The following is a 14,878-nucleotide window of genomic DNA, read 5'->3' on the forward strand; positions in this document are numbered from 1 at the left end:
GGTCGTGCATGAAGTCGAGCATCACACGCATCTCCTCCGTTGCGGGTGTCGGAACGCTGTTACTGATAGGTCCCTTTGCTGCCGGAGCGGCATACGCCGTGGATCCCGTTGACTTCAGCTCCGAGACAGTCATCGACCAGGCTGACGTTCTGACCGACGCCGAGCAGCAGCAGGTTGAGCAGGCGATCTCCCAGCTGCAGAGCGAGCACGGGTATACGCTGCACGTCGCCTACGTAGACTCATTCACCAATCCTTCGGATGCCGAGGCATGGGCTCAGGAATCGGCATCGGCAAGCGGCTTCTCACCGACGGACGCACTCATGGTGGTGGGCCTTGAGCAAGAGCGCGCAGGTCTGATCGCTGATGACTCGGCACCCTTCGGGAACCAGGAAAATCAGATCAACAATTCCGTCATTCTGCCCGAACTTTCGGACGGCGACTGGGATGGGGCAGCTATCGCAGCAACCAACGCCATCGCCCAGGTCGTTGAAGGCGGAACCGTAGGTACAGGCACGCCTGACCAGGGCGGTGGAGGTTTCGGATCCGTGCTCTTCATCGGACTGCTTCTGATCCTCGCCGGCGTGGGCGGCTACTTCTACCTCCGCTCAAAAGGCAGGAGGCAGGCAGCCGGCCAGCAGCAACTGCCGTCCGAGATGGAATTCGGGCCCGGCAGGGGTAGTAACGGCGAAGTCCTTGATCCGCTGGCGTCGGTCAGCATCGAGGACCTGCGGCGCCGGGCCGGGAGTCTTCTCATCGCTGCGGACGACGCGATTAAATCCAGCGAACAGGAGCTTGGCTTCGCCCAGGCGCAGTACGGCGACGACGCCGTCAAGCCTTTCGCAGCCGACATCGCAGCTGCCAAAGCACATATGAGCGAGTCCTTCAAACTCCAGCAGCAGCTTGACGACCACATTCCGGACACCGAAGAAGACCAGCGCAAGTGGCTGGGCGACATCATTCGCCGGTGTGAATCAGTGAATGCTTCGCTCCAGGAGCACAAGGCCGACTTCGACGCTTTGCGGAAGCTGGAACGGAACGCACCCCGTGCACTGTCTGAAGCCCAGGCCGCAGCAGGCGAAGTCGGGACGCACCTGACGGCGGCGGAGGGCAGGCTCCGCCAACTTCAGAGCCGCTACGCAGCTTCCGCCACGTCTCAGGTCGAGGACAATGTCGACCAGGCCCGCGAGCGTCTTCAGTTCGTGGACAACGCTGCCGCGACCGCGCAACGCCACCTGTCCGAGGGCAACACCGGTGCCGCCGTCGTTGCAGTTCGCGCTGCGGAAGAAGGCGTGCACCAGACCAAAGTCCTTCTGGAGGCCATCGATCGACGGGCCGAAGAGCTGGCCACTGCGGAGCGTGAAATGGAACGGGCGGTCGCAGATACCGAACAGGACCTCGCGCAGGGCCAGGCCATGGTTGCCGCCGGCTCCAACCCGGAACTGTCGGGTCCGGTAGCCGGTGCGGCCGCCGCGTTGGAGGCCGTGAAGCGGGAAATCGCAGGCGGCCGTATTGATCCGGTCGCCCTCCTACAGCGGGTCGAGGCAGCGCATACACAGCTGGATGCAGCGATCGGCGGAGTACGTGACCATGCGGAGCAGGTTCGTCGAGCGCGGGAAACCCTGCAGCACACCATCATGGCGGCACAATCCCGAATCTCGGGCACGGCTGACTACATCCGCGCACGCCGCGGCGGCGTCGGCAGTGAGGCACGAACCCGCCTGGCGGAGGCCGAACGCAACCTCGACTATGCCCTCAGGATCCAGAGTCAGGACCCAGTGACGGCGCTGTCCCACGCCCAGCAGGCCGCAGCTCTGGCGGAGCAGGCCGGCCAGATCGCGCAGAGCGACGTCGAGGGATTCGGTGGAAGGATGGGCGGCTTCGGCGGCGGCGGCATGTTCGGAAGCCGCGGTGACGGCATGGGCGGCGCCCTTCTTGGCGGGATCCTGATCGGTTCCATCCTCAACGGTGGCGGCCATGGGGGCGGCTTCTTCGGCGGAGGAGGCGGGGACTTCGGAGGAGACGGAGGCGGGATGTTCGGCGGCGGCGGGTTCGGTGGATTCGATTCCGGCGGCGGCGGATTCGGAGATTTCGGGGGCTTCGGCGACTTCTAGTCGGGCGCCTTTCAGGCAGTAATTATCCAGGCACATCGGAAGGTATCTCATGGTAAAGCAGTCAATTTTCGGACGAATCGCAACCCTCGCCAAGGCCAACATCAACGCACTGCTCGATCAGGCCGAGGACCCGCAAAAGATGCTCGATCAGATGGTGCGGGACTACTCAAACAGCATCGCCGAAGCTGAAAGCGCCGTAGCCCAGACAATCGGTAACCTGCGCATGCTTCAGGAGGACTACAACGAGGACCGCGAAAACGCGCGCACCTGGGGTAACAAGGCGCTGGCCGCGTCCAAGAAGGCCGATGAGTTCCGCTCGGCCGGAAACACGACCGATGCCGAGAAGTTCGACAACCTTGCCAAGGTGGCCATCCAGCGGCAGATCAACGCCGAGAATGAGGCCAAGGGCGCAGAACCGACCATCGCTTCACAGACGGAGATCGTCGAGAAGCTGAAGGACGGCCTCAACCAGATGAAGGGCAAGCTCAACGAGCTCACGAGCAAGCGTGATGAACTCATTGCCCGCTCCCGGACAGCAGCAGCCCAGCAGCAGGTACACGAGGCTATGAAGAGCATTGACTTCATGGATCCCACCAGCGAGGTGGGCCGCTTCGAGGAGAAGATCCGGCGCGAGGAAGCACGTGTTCGCGGTCAGCAGGAACTGGCCAGCTCCAGCCTTGACGCCCAGTTTGAGAGCCTGGAGGACCTTGGCGAGCAGACCGAGATTGAGGCCCGCCTCGCCGCCCTCAAGGCCGGAGCGTCAAGTTCTGCCGCGCCGTCGGCAATTGAGCAGGGCGAGGAAAGCCCCAAGTACTGACAACTTGTCAGACAATCAGCAACACAAGAACGGCGGTCCGCTGCGGGCCGCCGTTCTTGTGTCCGGAACGGTAGATTGAGCCCTGTGCCTCTGACCCTGGTATGGCTTCGAGATGACTTGCGGGTGAGCGACAACCCGGCGCTGCAGTTCGCTGCTGAGCGCGGCGACGTCGTCGTTTGCTACGTTCTGGACGAAGAGAGCCCAAACTTGAGGCCCCTTGGTGGAGCTTCGCGTTGGTGGCTTCACCACTCTCTCGCTTCCCTCGCTGAGTCCCTGCGCGCGCTGGGGGCAGGTTTGGTACTGCGGTCAGGACCGGCGGAAACAGTCATTCCCGAACTGGTTCAGGACACTGGTGCGGACGCCGTTGTCTGGAATCGTCGATACGGCTCCGCCGAACGAACTGTTGATGCCGGCATAAAGGCGAGACTTAGCGCAATCGGCCGCGAGGTTCACAGCTTCCAGGCGAACCTTCTCTTCGAGCCGTGGACGGTTACTACAGCGGACGGCTCGCCCTACCGCATGTATTCGCCCTTCTGGCGGGCGTGCCTCGCACAGCCGTTTCCCCGTGCTCCGCTCGATCCGCCAGCTGCCCTCTCCGGTCCCGTAATTGGGTCCGAAAACCTGGCGGACTGGCACCTTCTGCCTAGCGCACCTGACTGGGCAGGCGGACTGCGCGAGACATGGACTCCCGGGGAACCCGCCGCGCAGGGCCAGCTTGCGCGATTCCTCGAGGAGGCCATTGACGGCTACGCCGATGCCCGGCAACTGCCGCACGTTGAGGGAACAAGTCGCCTCTCACCGCATCTTCGCTTCGGCGAAGCAAGCCCCTTCCAGGTCTGGCATGCTGCATCGCTCGCCCAAAGCGCAGTCCGCGCGCCGGACCTGACCGTCTTCACCAAAGAGCTGGGTTGGCGCGAATTCTGCTGGCAGTTGCTGTACCACAATCCAGGCCTGGCGGACGAGAACTACCGCACGGAGTTCAACGCCTTCCCCTGGCAGACGCCGGACCCGGCTGAGCTGCGGTCCTGGCAGCGCGGGCTGACCGGCTACCCCCTGATCGACGCCGGGATGCGTCAGCTGTGGCACACCGGGTGGATGCACAACCGCGTCCGCATGGCGGTGGCATCGTTTCTGGTCAAGAACATGATGGTGGACTGGCGGGTGGGCGAGCAGTGGTTTTGGGACACACTCGTCGACGCCGATCCGGCCAACAATGCAGCGAATTGGCAGTGGGTGGCCGGCTCGGGGGCAGACGCAGCCCCGTACTTCCGGATCTTCAATCCAGTGACACAGAGCCGAAAGTTCGACGCCGCAGGAGAGTACATCCGAAGGTGGGTCCCGGAGCTCCGCGGAGCGGAAGATGTGCACGAACCGTGGAGGGGACCAAGGAACGGGTATCCGCTTCCGCTATTGGACCTGAAGGAGTCGCGCGAGCGCGCCCTCACCGCCTACCGGGATCTGCGCCGGAATTAGCATTCTGGACCGACCGACGTTTAATCCCTTCCGGGATCACTACCCACAAGACCAGAATCAGCATTGCTAGGCTGACGGCAACGACAGTTCCTGCGCTTCGGTCCAGCACGATGTCAAAGATTAGGCCGGTTGTTCCGATCAGGACGAGCGCAACAAAAACCATTGTGGCACGAAGGATGCGGTTTGCATTGCGAACCAGTGTCTCCTTGATTCGCAGACGGAAGAATGTACGGTGCATGATCACGGTAGCCAGGAGCAGTGTCGTAATGAGCGCAGACAGCACCACAAGCACAAGGTAGACAACCAACTGGAAATCATCGAGCTCTTCGAAGCGCGCTTGAAATGGAAGCGTGAGCAAGAACCCCGTCAGGATTTGTATACCGGTTTGAAGTACGCGCAACTCCTGAAGTAACTCCAGCCAGTTCCGGTCGACCCGCTGTAGAGCTGTTTCCCCACGCTCACTGTCACCGCCAATCGGACCCTGCTCAATCATGGATACAGTGTAGGTGAGCTGAGGCACACTCCGCCGGACAAATGCCAGCGAAAGCGACCGGCAAAAGCGAAGGTCCGGAAAGCTAAGCTTTCCGGACCTTCAGTAAGTTGCGGGGGCAAGATTTGAACTTGCGACCTCTGGGTTATGAGCCCAGCGAGCTACCGAACTGCTCCACCCCGCGGCGGTGATTACTACTCTACCCGCCGCGGGGCCGGATCCCAAATCGAGGGTCTGCAGCCTATTCGATTGCCTACTCTCCGGCTTCCGAGAGCCGGGTTTCAGCGTCGAGAGCACGCTGCAGGGCCTGGTTGAGCCGCTCCTGGGCTTCGCCGTAAGCAGCGAAGTCTCCCTCAGCGAGTGCGGCCTCTCCCTCCTGGATCGCAGTGTTCGCATCCTGAAGCGCCGCACGGAGATCCGCTGCCGGATCCCCGGTACCCGGATCAGCCGGCGCCGTGGGCTCCTGGGTAGGTTCGGCTGTCGCTTCGCCGGTTGGCTCTTCACCCGCAGGTGGCGCTGCCGGATCGTCCGGTGTTTCACCCACATTCTCGCTGTCACCGGTCTCGGCGCCCGAGTCACCCTGGAAGACCTGGTCCAGCGCCTCGGCAAGCGTGGGCGCAAATCCAACCTGTTCCCCGAAGCTCACAAGCACACGACGCAGCACCGGGAAGGACGAGTCACCCGAAGACTGAACGAAAACGGGCTGGACATAGGCTACGCCGCCGCCGATCGGCAGGGTGAGCAGGTTGCCGCTGATCACTTCGGAAGCACCTTGCCGCAGCAGGTTTAGCTGCTGGGAAACCTCGGTATCCGAGTTGAAGAGGTTGGCTGCCTGTCCGGGACCGACTGCAGAGTCCTGCCCCGAGGAGTCCAGCAGCCGCAGCGTGCCATAGGTTTCTGCCTTTACGCCGTCCTCGCCCGTTCCTGCATCACCGTCGGCAGCAAGGAAGCCGTAGAGGATGTTGCGCGGTTCCTGCCCCTCAGGCACAAACGGGATGAACGGCGTCGTCAGGGAGAAGCTTGCCGATTCCTGCTCAGGCATTTGAAGCGAGAGGTAGAACGGCGGTTGCTTGACCTCCTGCTCGCCCTCTTCCAGAGTCGGGTCGACCGGAACGGCCCACGCCTCGTTGTTGCTGTAGAACGGCTGGGTCTGGGTGACGTGGTAGCGGGCGAGGAGTTCGCGCTGAACCTTGAAGAGATCCTCCGGATACCTCACGTGGGCCATCAGGTCGGCTGACATCTCGCTGTACGGCTGAAGCGACGTAGGGTACACGTTCTGCCAGGCCTTCAGGATCGGATCCTGGTCATCCCAGGCATAAAGGTTCACTGAGCCGTCGTAGGCATCGACTGTTGCCTTGACTGCGTTGCGGATGTAGTTGACCTGTTCAGCAGGGAGGGCGGTGGCCACCCCTTCCGCCGTCAGCGAGTCGACCGTGGCGGACTGAAGCTCCTGCTGCGTGGAATACGGGTAGTCGGCCGTGGTGGTGTAGCCGTCGATGATCCACTTCACGCGTCCGTCTACGATGGCCGGATAGGCGTTGCTGTCCAGGGTCAGGTAGGGCGCGACCTTCTCGACCCGTTCCACGGGATCCCGGTCGTAGAGGATCTGCGACTCGCCGTTCACCTGGTCGGAGAGCAACAGATCCGTCGACTGGAACTTAAGTGCGTACACAAGACGATTGAAGAAGTTCCCGACACCCGGCCCGCCATCGCCTTCGAAGGTGCTGCGCGCCTCCTGATCCGACTCCTCGGTCTGCGGCCGGTCGATCTCCAGCGGGGTTGCTCCCTCAGGGGCACCCACGATGGAGTACTCCGGAGACTCCTCCCCAAAGTAGATGCGGGGTTCGAACGTGCTCTCATCTCCCAGCAGACCCGTGGACGGGATGCCGGACTGGATGAATGATGGGCGCCCGTCCGGCTCGACGGTCGAACCTGCCGCCGCAACCACGCCATAGCCGTGGGTGTAATACACGTGCTCGTTGATCCAGCCGTCGGGCACACCCGCAGTGTTGAGTTCGCGAACCGCGATCACGGTGTCCTCGATCTCGCCGTCGATCTCGTACCGGTCGACGTTGAGGATCTCGGGGAATTGGTAGTACTGCCGGAACTGCTGGAGCTGGCTGAACGCATCACTGACGAGGTTCGGATCCAGCAGGCGGATATTCGCAGTTGTTTCGCCGTCCTCGTTCAGCGCGCCCTCCTGGGGCACTTCTTCGACGCCGTAGTTGCTCACCTGCACCTGGTCCAGCCCATAGGCAGCGCGCGTCATGTTCATGTTGCGCTCGATAAACGGTTCCTCGCGGCTGAACTCGGACGGAACCACCTGGAACCTCTGGATGACCCATGGATAGATTCCTCCCGCCAGGATGGCGGTGATGATGAGCATCGCGGTTCCGATGACGGGAAGCCGCCAGCGGCCGATAGCCACCGAGATGAGGAAGAGGACGGCGACGATAATGGCAGCGGCCGCCAGGATTGCCTTGGTTGGGATGACAGCATTCACGTCCGTATAGAGCGCGCCGGCCCATTTACCGCTGCTGCCGGTCACGGTGGCGTATCGGTCGAGCCAGTAGTTGACACCCTGCAGGATGAGGAAGAGTGCGGCGAGGACGGCAATGTGCGTCCTCGCGGCCCTGCTGGTGAACAGCCCCTTCTCCTCAATCCGGACGCCGCCGTAGAGGTAGTGGGTGAGGATGCCGGCGATACCGCTGATCACGACCACGCTGACCAGGAACCCGACGAGGAAACCAAGGAACGGCAGTGTGAAGACGTAGAAACCGATATCCAGCTGGAACTGGGGGTCTGGTTCGCCAAAGGGCTGTGCGTTGAAGAAAAGGAGCATCCGTTCCCATTGCGAGGCTGCTGCAGTGCCGGCGAAGGCGCCCAGGACCAGCGGTATGCCGATCATGAGGAGGCGGCGGATGGGCTCCAGCTGCGTCTGGTAGCGGTTGAGGTTGTCCTGGATGCTGCTGTCCGGCGCGTAGATAGGACGGGACCGGTACGCGATGCGCATGCTGAAGTAGACGCATACCGCCATCACCAGGAAGGCAAGCAGGAAGAGGCCGATCCGGGAAAGGTTCTCGGTGACGAACACCTCCAGGAACCCGAGCTGGTTGTACCAGAGGACGTCTGCGTAGACCTGCGAGAAGTAGACGAACCCAACTACAAGCAGTCCCAGGACTACCAGCGTTGGAACCAGCGGCCCGCGCCGCCTGTTCGGGGAGGAATACGGTTGGCTCGGCCGGTTGCTGAAAGGCCGGTCTTGTCCGGATGTCACTGTGACCTCATCCTTGGGGGGTACGGAGTGCTGGAAACACCCGACGGCGCGGGCTCCACTGTTGTTTATTCTGCCCTGAGCACGTGCGCGCCACCCAATTCAGTTCCGGCTCTTCGGAGACGGGACGCAATCGTTTCCCAATCGTGTCCAAACTGCCTCTTGCGGAACCCTCGACGTCAGCCTTCGCAGGACGGTAGCTGGGCGCCGTCGTCATTTCCCGCGCCCAATGCCTCGACCGCGCTGACCGCGTCAGCAAGGGTCTCAACGCGGACTACCTGAAGCCCCTCCGGAACATGGCCGACGACCTCTCCGCAGTTATCTGCCGGCGCAAGGAACACTTCAGCGCCGGACTCGCGGGCCCCTACCAGCTTTTGGCGGATACCCCCGATCGGGCCGACCGTTCCGGAGGACTCGATCGTGCCGGTGCCGGCGAAGTGGCGCCCGCCGGTAAGTTCCCCCTCGGTCAGCTTGTCGACAATTCCGAGGGCGAACATCATTCCCGCTGAAGGTCCACCGACGTTGTTCAGGGCGATATCGACGTCGAAGGGAAACTGGAACTCGGACATCAGGAAGATGCCCAGCTGGTAGTCGCCGGTGTCCCCCTTCCGGGGTTGCGCCGACTCCACGACCTCCTCGCCGTCCCGCAGTACCGTGATGTCGACGGCATCTCCGGCGGCTTCATTCAGGGCATCCCGCAGGGGCTGCAGGGATTGGACCGCATCTCCGTCGACTTCGGTCAGCACATCACCTTCTCGAAGAATGCCCTCCGACACCGATTCCGGCGCAAACCCAACCACCGAGAGGGTTTCCTCGTACGGTATGTCAAGGTGGCCGAGAGCGGCTGCAACCGCTGCTTCCTGCGAGGAGGTCATGGCGGCCGCGTTCTGCTCTTCGATTTCCGCCTGGGAGGTCTCAGGTGGATAGACCAGCTCGCGGGGGGTGACGGTCTGCGCGGGATCCGCCCACGCTCGGAATGCGTCGAAGATGCTTATCTGCTGGCCCGGTCCGCCCGCCACGAAAACCGTGGTCAGGTCCAGTTTCCCGCTGGTGGGATAGGTCTCGCGCCCTTCAACCGAAATCAGCGGGTCCTCATTCACCGTCCCGATTGTGTTGAAGGTTGGGCCCGGGGATTCCACGACGTACGGCGCAGGCAGTAGCACGGCAGCAGCACCGAGTCCTATCGCGAGCAGCCCTGAGACCGACATGACGGTGAAGCGGGGGTCCCGCTTCCTGGGGAGATCATTGCGCCGGGACGTATCTGGCGAGAGCGTCGGCTGGGTCAAGGAGAATCACTTTCAGCTTGGGGTGGCGTCCTGAAGGGCAACCCAGATCCGGCGCCGCCCCTGGGCATCACAGCCCAAGCCTACAAGCCGTTCCTGATAGAAGCCTGCCGATCTTCCCGCACCTGCTTTGCCTAGAGCGAACTCACGAGGGCACAGACGACAACGCCGGAACGTGCCGGTAACGTTTGAAACCCCGAGCGACCGCTGTCGGCCAGACACCTTTCAATCAGACAGCTTCCGATCAGACACCTTTCGACCAAGGACCGGTGGTACCGATGAGTTCAAACCCGTCGAATGACGATGATGCTCCCAAGGATCCTTTCTCGGAAATGCTTGAGCGCCTCATGGGCGGCAACATGCAGGGAATGGACCCGCAGGAACTAGCCCGGGCGGCCGGTCTGCCTAGCGATCCGCAGGCGATGGCCATGATGATGCAGCAAGTCCAGGCGATGTTCTCCGCCGCCCAGTCCGAGGGGCCCGTGAATTGGAAGCTTGCCCACGATCAGGCGCGGCGTGCCGCCGCGACGGGGGGTGATCCGTCTGTTTCCTCCCGGGAGCAGCGTGAAGTCGACGACGCGCTGCGGCTCGCAGAGATGTGGCTCGACCCTGTAACGGACTTCCCCTCGACCGCGCTCCTCGGGCGTGCGTGGTCCCGCGCCGAGTGGGTCGAGGCCACTATGGACACGTGGAAGCGTCTGACGGAACCGGTTGCAACCAGCATCGCAACCGCTCTTTCCAACGCACTTACAGAGCAGATGCCCGAAGAGATGAAGACGATGATGGGCCCTGCATCCTCCATGCTGCAGAACATGGGAGGCGCCATGTTCGGAATGCAGCTCGGACAGGCAGTCGGTGCGCTTTCCCGCGACGTCGTCAGTTCCACGGACATCGGAATCCCGCTGGCCGAGCACAGCATGGCCCTGCTGCCGGCGAATGTCGCGGCGTTCGGGGAAGGTCTTGACCTGTCGGATCACGATGTCCGGCTTTTCCTCGCCACACGCGAAGCGGCGCACGTCCGTCTCTTCACGCACGTTCCCTGGCTCACCGCCCACCTGCTCGGAGCAGTCGAAAGTTATGCCCGCGGAATCCATATCGACATGTCCAAGATCGAGGACGTAGCCCGGGACATCGACCCGTCCAACCCAGAATCGGTGCAGGCCGCGCTGTCGCAGGGCGTCTTCATGCCGCAGCGGACTCCCGCACAGGAGACGGCACTTGCTCGGCTGGAGACCACACTGGCCCTCATCGAAGGCTGGGTCGACGAGGTGACGGCGGCAGCTACTGCAAACCTCGAGTCCTCGGCGGCCCTGCGCGAGATGGTGCGCCGGCGACGTGCCACGGGCGGACCCGCCGAGAACGCTTTCGCTTCCCTTGTAGGCCTTGAACTGCGGCCCCGCCGCCTGCGGGACGCAGCTGCCCTGTGGAAGCAGCTGCAGGAGGAACGTGGAGTGGCCGGGCGGGATGCCGTATGGCATCACCCCGATCTGCTTCCCACCCCGGAGGATCTTGATGATCCGGCCGGCTTCAGCGCCCGCCGGCAGCTCGCCGAATCCGAGGGTGCCGACGTCGACGCAGCCCTTGAGAAGCTGCTCTCGGGCGGATTCGAATCACCCGGGGACGAGGCTGCCGAAGAAAGCGGCCAGGATAGCGGTGAGAAGGACAATAACGGCCCTGACGGGGACGACGACGCCCCTCGCCGGTAGGAGAAGAGGAAGGGCGGATTAACAGGAGCAGCGGCAAAATCGCCAGGGCGTGCCGATGCTGGCCCGCCTACCTTCCGCTTAGGCCATGGTCCGACGCGTACGCTGCGCCCTGCAGGAATGCCTTGGCCGTTTCCGTGTGCGGGTAGCTCTCAAGGAGCGACCAGAAGCGCCTGTTGTGTGAGGGCTCAATCAGATGGGCCATCTCGTGAAGGATGACATAGTCGACAACCCAGTCGGGCATTCCCTGAAGTTTCTGGGAGAGACGGATGGAACGCGTTGCCGGTGTAGCTGAGCCCCAACGGGAGTTTTGGTTGGTAACCCACCGAATGCTGTGCGGAGCGCCTTCCCCTTGCAGGAACCGCGCTGAAAGGTCGGTGGCCCGACCAGCCAATTCGGATTCCGTTTGTCCTGGCACGCGGGACTTTGCGTGAAGCTTAGCGACCATGCGCTCCACCCAGTGTTTCTCCTGCGCGGCGGAGAAGGAAGCCGGGATGGAGACCACTGCCACTCCGTCCCGCAGGTCCACGCTGACGGTCCTGCGCCGCCGCGCCGAACGCCGCACTTCCACGGGATAGGAGACGGCCGACTGTTCCGTGCTCAGAGCCACGCTTGACTCGTTCAACAATGGGCACTCCTAATTGGTCTGGGCGAGTACGGAGAGCACCGACTCCCCGTACCGGTCAAGCTTGGCGGGTCCGACGCCGGCGAGCTCCGCAAGCTTTTCCAGGGAATTCGGCCGCGCCTCCGCAATGGCTACGAGGGTTGCGTCGGTGAATACCACGAACGCGGGCACGTCGGTCTCGCGTGCCGCCTGCAGCCGCCAGGCCCTCAAGGCCTCGAACGTCTCCTCGCTGTAGTTGGCCGGACAGTCCGCACAGCGCCCCATCTTGCGTTCTGCCCCGGATGCAAGGACCTTGCCGCATGTCCTGCAGTGTGCGGGCGCCGATAGTTTCCGCTCGCGCCGCATTGTCGGCTGCCGGTAGGAACGCGCCGCTCCGGAATCGGGCCGGAGTCCGTCCAGGAATCGGGAGGGCTTGCGCGAGGCACGACCACCCGGTGTACGGGAGGTGGACCAGGACAGTGCCAGGTACTTCCGGGCGCGGGTGATGCCGACGTACAGCAGCCTGCGTTCCTCGTCCACCCCCTCCGGCGTGTCAGCGAAGGAGATAGGCATAAGGCCTTCGCTCAGGCCCACCAGGAACACGGCATCCCATTCGAGTCCCTTCGCCGAATGCAGTGAGGCGAGGGTTACGCCCTGGACGGTAGGCGCATGCTGCGCCGCTGCCCGCTCCTCCAGTTCGGCGACGAACGCCTGCAGGGTGAAACCCTGATCCGCCCGTGCTTCAGAAAGCTCGTCAGCCAGCGATACGAGGGCGGCAAGTGACTCCCATTTCTCCCGCACGGCTCCCGAGCTCTGAGGAGCCTCGCGGGTATAGCCGAGCGATGACAGGACATCGCGCACCTGCTGGGGAACGTCGTCGTTACCTGCCGTGCGTGCGGCGGCACGAAGCTGCAGCAGGCTGTCACGCACCTCGCGGCGGGCGAAGAAACGCTCCGCTCCCCGGAGCTGGTAACCGATTCCTGCTGAGGCAAGGGCCTGCTCGTACGCCTCCGACTGCCCGTTCGTGCGATACAGCACAGCGATCTCGCTGGCCGGGACACCGTTGTTCAGGAGCTCGGTAATTTTGCGCGCCACATCCGCTGCCTCCGCTTCGTCGTCGCTGCACTCCGTGAAAGTGGGCGATGGCCCCGGAGGACGCTGGGCAACCAGCTGCAACGGGGTGGGCCAGGAGTCCCGGGTGCCGCGCCGCTCTGATTCTGCCGTGCGTGCCGCGAGCAGGGAGTTCGCGAGCTGGACCACCTGGGGCGTGGATCGGTAATCCCGAATTAGCTTCACGACTTTCGCGTTACGGTACCGGCCGGTGAACTGAAGAAGGTGCGAGCTGGTTGCGCCAGTGAAGGAATAGATCGTCTGGCTTGCGTCACCGACAACGCAGAGTTCATCCCTCTCCCCCAACCAGAGATCCAGCAGCCGCTGCTGCAGCGGCGACACGTCCTGGTACTCGTCCACCACGAAATGCCGGTACTGGGCCCGGACAGTGGCCGCGACCTTCTCATCCTCCTGAAGGATCCCCACCGTGATGAGCAGGACATCCTCGAAGTCGATCACGTTGCGGTCGACCTTGAGGTCTTCGTAGGCCGCGAACAGCCGCGCCACGGTTGTGGCATCCATTCCGGCCGGCTCCGAACGCCCGGCAGCCGCCTCAACGTAGGTGTCAGAGGTCAACATCGAGACCTTCGCCCACTCAATCTCGGCAGCGAGGTCCCGGATGGAAGCCCTGTCGGTACTCAGCCGCAACCGCCGTGATGCCTCGGCGAGGAGCTGGGCCTTATGGTCAACCAGCCCGGGCAGCGAACCTCCGACAGCCTGGGGCCAAAAGTACTGCAGCTGCCTGAGGGCGGCGGCATGGAAGGTCCGGGCCTGCACGCCCTGCGCGCCGAGATCGCGAAGACGGGTCCGCATTTCCGCCGCGGCCCGTGCCGTGAAGGTCACCGCCAGGACCTGCTGCGGCTTGTAGACACCGGTATGCACCCCGTAGGCGATCCGATGCGTGATGGCGCGGGTCTTGCCGGTACCCGCGCCGGCCAGGACACACAGCGGTCCCGTCAACTGCGTGGCAACTGCCCGCTGCTCATCATCCAGACCCGCAAGGATCCGTTCCTCCACAGAATCCTCCACTACGGCCTACCGGCCGACGGCATCTCATCCAGCGGCCCCCCGTACCAGTGTTCGATCAACGCGCGCGCAATCGAGGCGCCGGAAGCCACCGAGATCCGTTCCTCCATGAGTCCGTTGAACAGCTCCTCCCTGCTGAACCAACGCACGTCCCTGATTTCCACGCCGTCAGGTACGGGACGACTGTGGGATGCCCGCGCAGTGAACCCGAGCATCAACGACGCGGGAAAGGGCCATGGTTGGGAACCGACATACTCCGGCGAGTGCACGACTACCCCTGATTCCTCTTCCACCTCGCGGATCACCGCGGCCTCCAGGGACTCGCCGGGCTCCACGAACCCCGCAAGAGTTGAATAGCGGTTCTCCGGCCACGACGCAGAGGAACCGAGCAGAATCCTGTCTTCTTCATCGGTGACGGCCACGATTATCGCCGGATCAGTGCGCGGATAATGCAGGCTCTCATCATTCGGGCAGCGCCGGACCCATCCGCCGTCGGTCAACTCGGTGGCGTGACCACATCGCGGGCAGTGGGTATGTACCGCATGCCAGTTGGAAATCGCCAGAGCCTGAACGAAGAGCCCAGACTCCTGGGCGGACATGGCAGCAGCAGCCGCACGCAATCCCGTCCATTGTTTCTCGGGAGCGATGCCGGTCTGGATGTCCTGGTGCTCGACCAGGATTACGTGGGTTCCGACCGGCACCTCAGCGTCCTGCTCCACTGTGCTTCCCAGGTAGATAGGGTTCGCCGGACGTTCCACGTCCGTTGCCCTGCTCAGGATGAGCCGGTTCCGCTCAATGGGCGTTCTCTGTTGCGCCAGGTGCAGGACACGTGTCTCCGGCTGCTCCCACAAACGGTCGAAAAGATCCGGAGCAGTGCGGAAGGTGGATCCGCGGTCAGCGGTTCCACGTGCCAGCGGCAGGGATCCGATGGGAGGAAGGCTGGTGGCGCCGACCGGCTGGGTACCGAGTCCTCGGGTCATACTTCTA

General features: G+C 63.3%; 10 protein-coding genes and 1 tRNA gene. 4 read left to right on the plus strand and 7 right to left on the minus strand.

Annotated features, from left to right (window positions below; all coding sequences use genetic code 11):
- Positions 1 to 8 precede the first annotated feature (8 nt).
- The 3 genes from GC088_RS10490 (at position 9) to GC088_RS10500 (ending at position 4,401) form a co-directional block, all read left to right on the plus strand.
- Positions 9 to 2,111, plus strand: a complete 2,103-nt coding sequence (locus GC088_RS10490; RefSeq protein WP_323958956.1) for a TPM domain-containing protein — start codon at positions 9 to 11, stop codon at positions 2,109 to 2,111.
- A 49-nt stretch (positions 2,112 to 2,160) separates the two neighbouring features.
- Positions 2,161 to 2,928, plus strand: a complete 768-nt coding sequence (locus GC088_RS10495) for a PspA/IM30 family protein (RefSeq protein ID WP_323958957.1) — start codon at positions 2,161 to 2,163, stop codon at positions 2,926 to 2,928.
- Positions 2,929 to 3,012: 84 nt separating this feature from the next.
- The gene (locus tag GC088_RS10500; RefSeq protein WP_323958958.1) at positions 3,013 to 4,401 is read left to right on the plus strand and encodes a cryptochrome/photolyase family protein; all 1,389 of its coding nucleotides are present in this window, start codon (positions 3,013 to 3,015) and stop codon (positions 4,399 to 4,401) included.
- On the opposite strand, the gene GC088_RS10505 is transcribed toward GC088_RS10500, so the two are convergent.
- The 4 genes from GC088_RS10505 to GC088_RS10520 form a co-directional block, all read right to left on the minus strand.
- Positions 4,370 to 4,894, minus strand: a complete 525-nt coding sequence (locus GC088_RS10505; protein WP_323958959.1) for a DUF6328 family protein — start codon at positions 4,892 to 4,894, stop codon at positions 4,370 to 4,372. The genes GC088_RS10500 and GC088_RS10505 overlap by 32 nt on opposite strands.
- A gap of 107 nt (positions 4,895 to 5,001) precedes the next feature.
- Positions 5,002 to 5,075 (minus strand) — tRNA-Met (locus GC088_RS10510).
- Positions 5,076 to 5,144: 69 nt separating this feature from the next.
- Positions 5,145 to 8,168: a UPF0182 family membrane protein gene (locus tag GC088_RS10515; protein WP_416377459.1), complete on the minus strand. Its 3,024-nt coding sequence runs from the start codon at positions 8,166 to 8,168 to the stop codon at positions 5,145 to 5,147.
- A gap of 176 nt (positions 8,169 to 8,344) precedes the next feature.
- Positions 8,345 to 9,373, minus strand: coding sequence for a YlbL family protein (locus GC088_RS10520; RefSeq protein ID WP_323958960.1), 1,029 nt, complete (start codon positions 9,371 to 9,373; stop codon positions 8,345 to 8,347).
- 353 nt (positions 9,374 to 9,726) lie between these two features.
- On the opposite strand from GC088_RS10520, the gene GC088_RS10525 reads away from it, so the two are divergent.
- On the plus strand, positions 9,727 to 11,154 hold the full coding sequence (locus GC088_RS10525) for a zinc-dependent metalloprotease (protein ID WP_323958961.1): 1,428 nt from the start codon (positions 9,727 to 9,729) through the stop codon (positions 11,152 to 11,154).
- 67 nt (positions 11,155 to 11,221) lie between these two features.
- Here the strand turns inward: GC088_RS10525 and GC088_RS10530 are convergent, their stop codons facing one another.
- Genes GC088_RS10530 through nudC form a run of 3 tightly spaced genes read right to left on the minus strand, consistent with a single transcriptional unit; the run spans position 11,222 to position 14,871 of the window.
- Positions 11,222 to 11,761 (minus strand): M48 metallopeptidase family protein, encoded by a 540-nt coding sequence (locus tag GC088_RS10530; protein WP_323958962.1) that lies wholly within the window; start codon positions 11,759 to 11,761, stop codon positions 11,222 to 11,224.
- A gap of 27 nt (positions 11,762 to 11,788) precedes the next feature.
- A complete protein-coding gene (locus GC088_RS10535) occupies positions 11,789 to 13,894 on the minus strand; it encodes an ATP-dependent DNA helicase UvrD2 (protein WP_323958963.1) in 2,106 nt (701 codons plus the stop codon).
- The gene (gene nudC / locus GC088_RS10540) at positions 13,894 to 14,871 is read right to left on the minus strand and encodes an NAD(+) diphosphatase (RefSeq protein ID WP_323958964.1); all 978 of its coding nucleotides are present in this window, start codon (positions 14,869 to 14,871) and stop codon (positions 13,894 to 13,896) included. The genes GC088_RS10535 and nudC overlap by 1 nt, the downstream gene beginning before the upstream one ends.
- Positions 14,872 to 14,878: the final 7 nt, after the last annotated feature.

The organism is Arthrobacter sp. JZ12 (genome assembly GCF_035189165.1).
Taxonomy (GTDB): domain Bacteria; phylum Actinomycetota; class Actinomycetes; order Actinomycetales; family Micrococcaceae; genus Arthrobacter_D.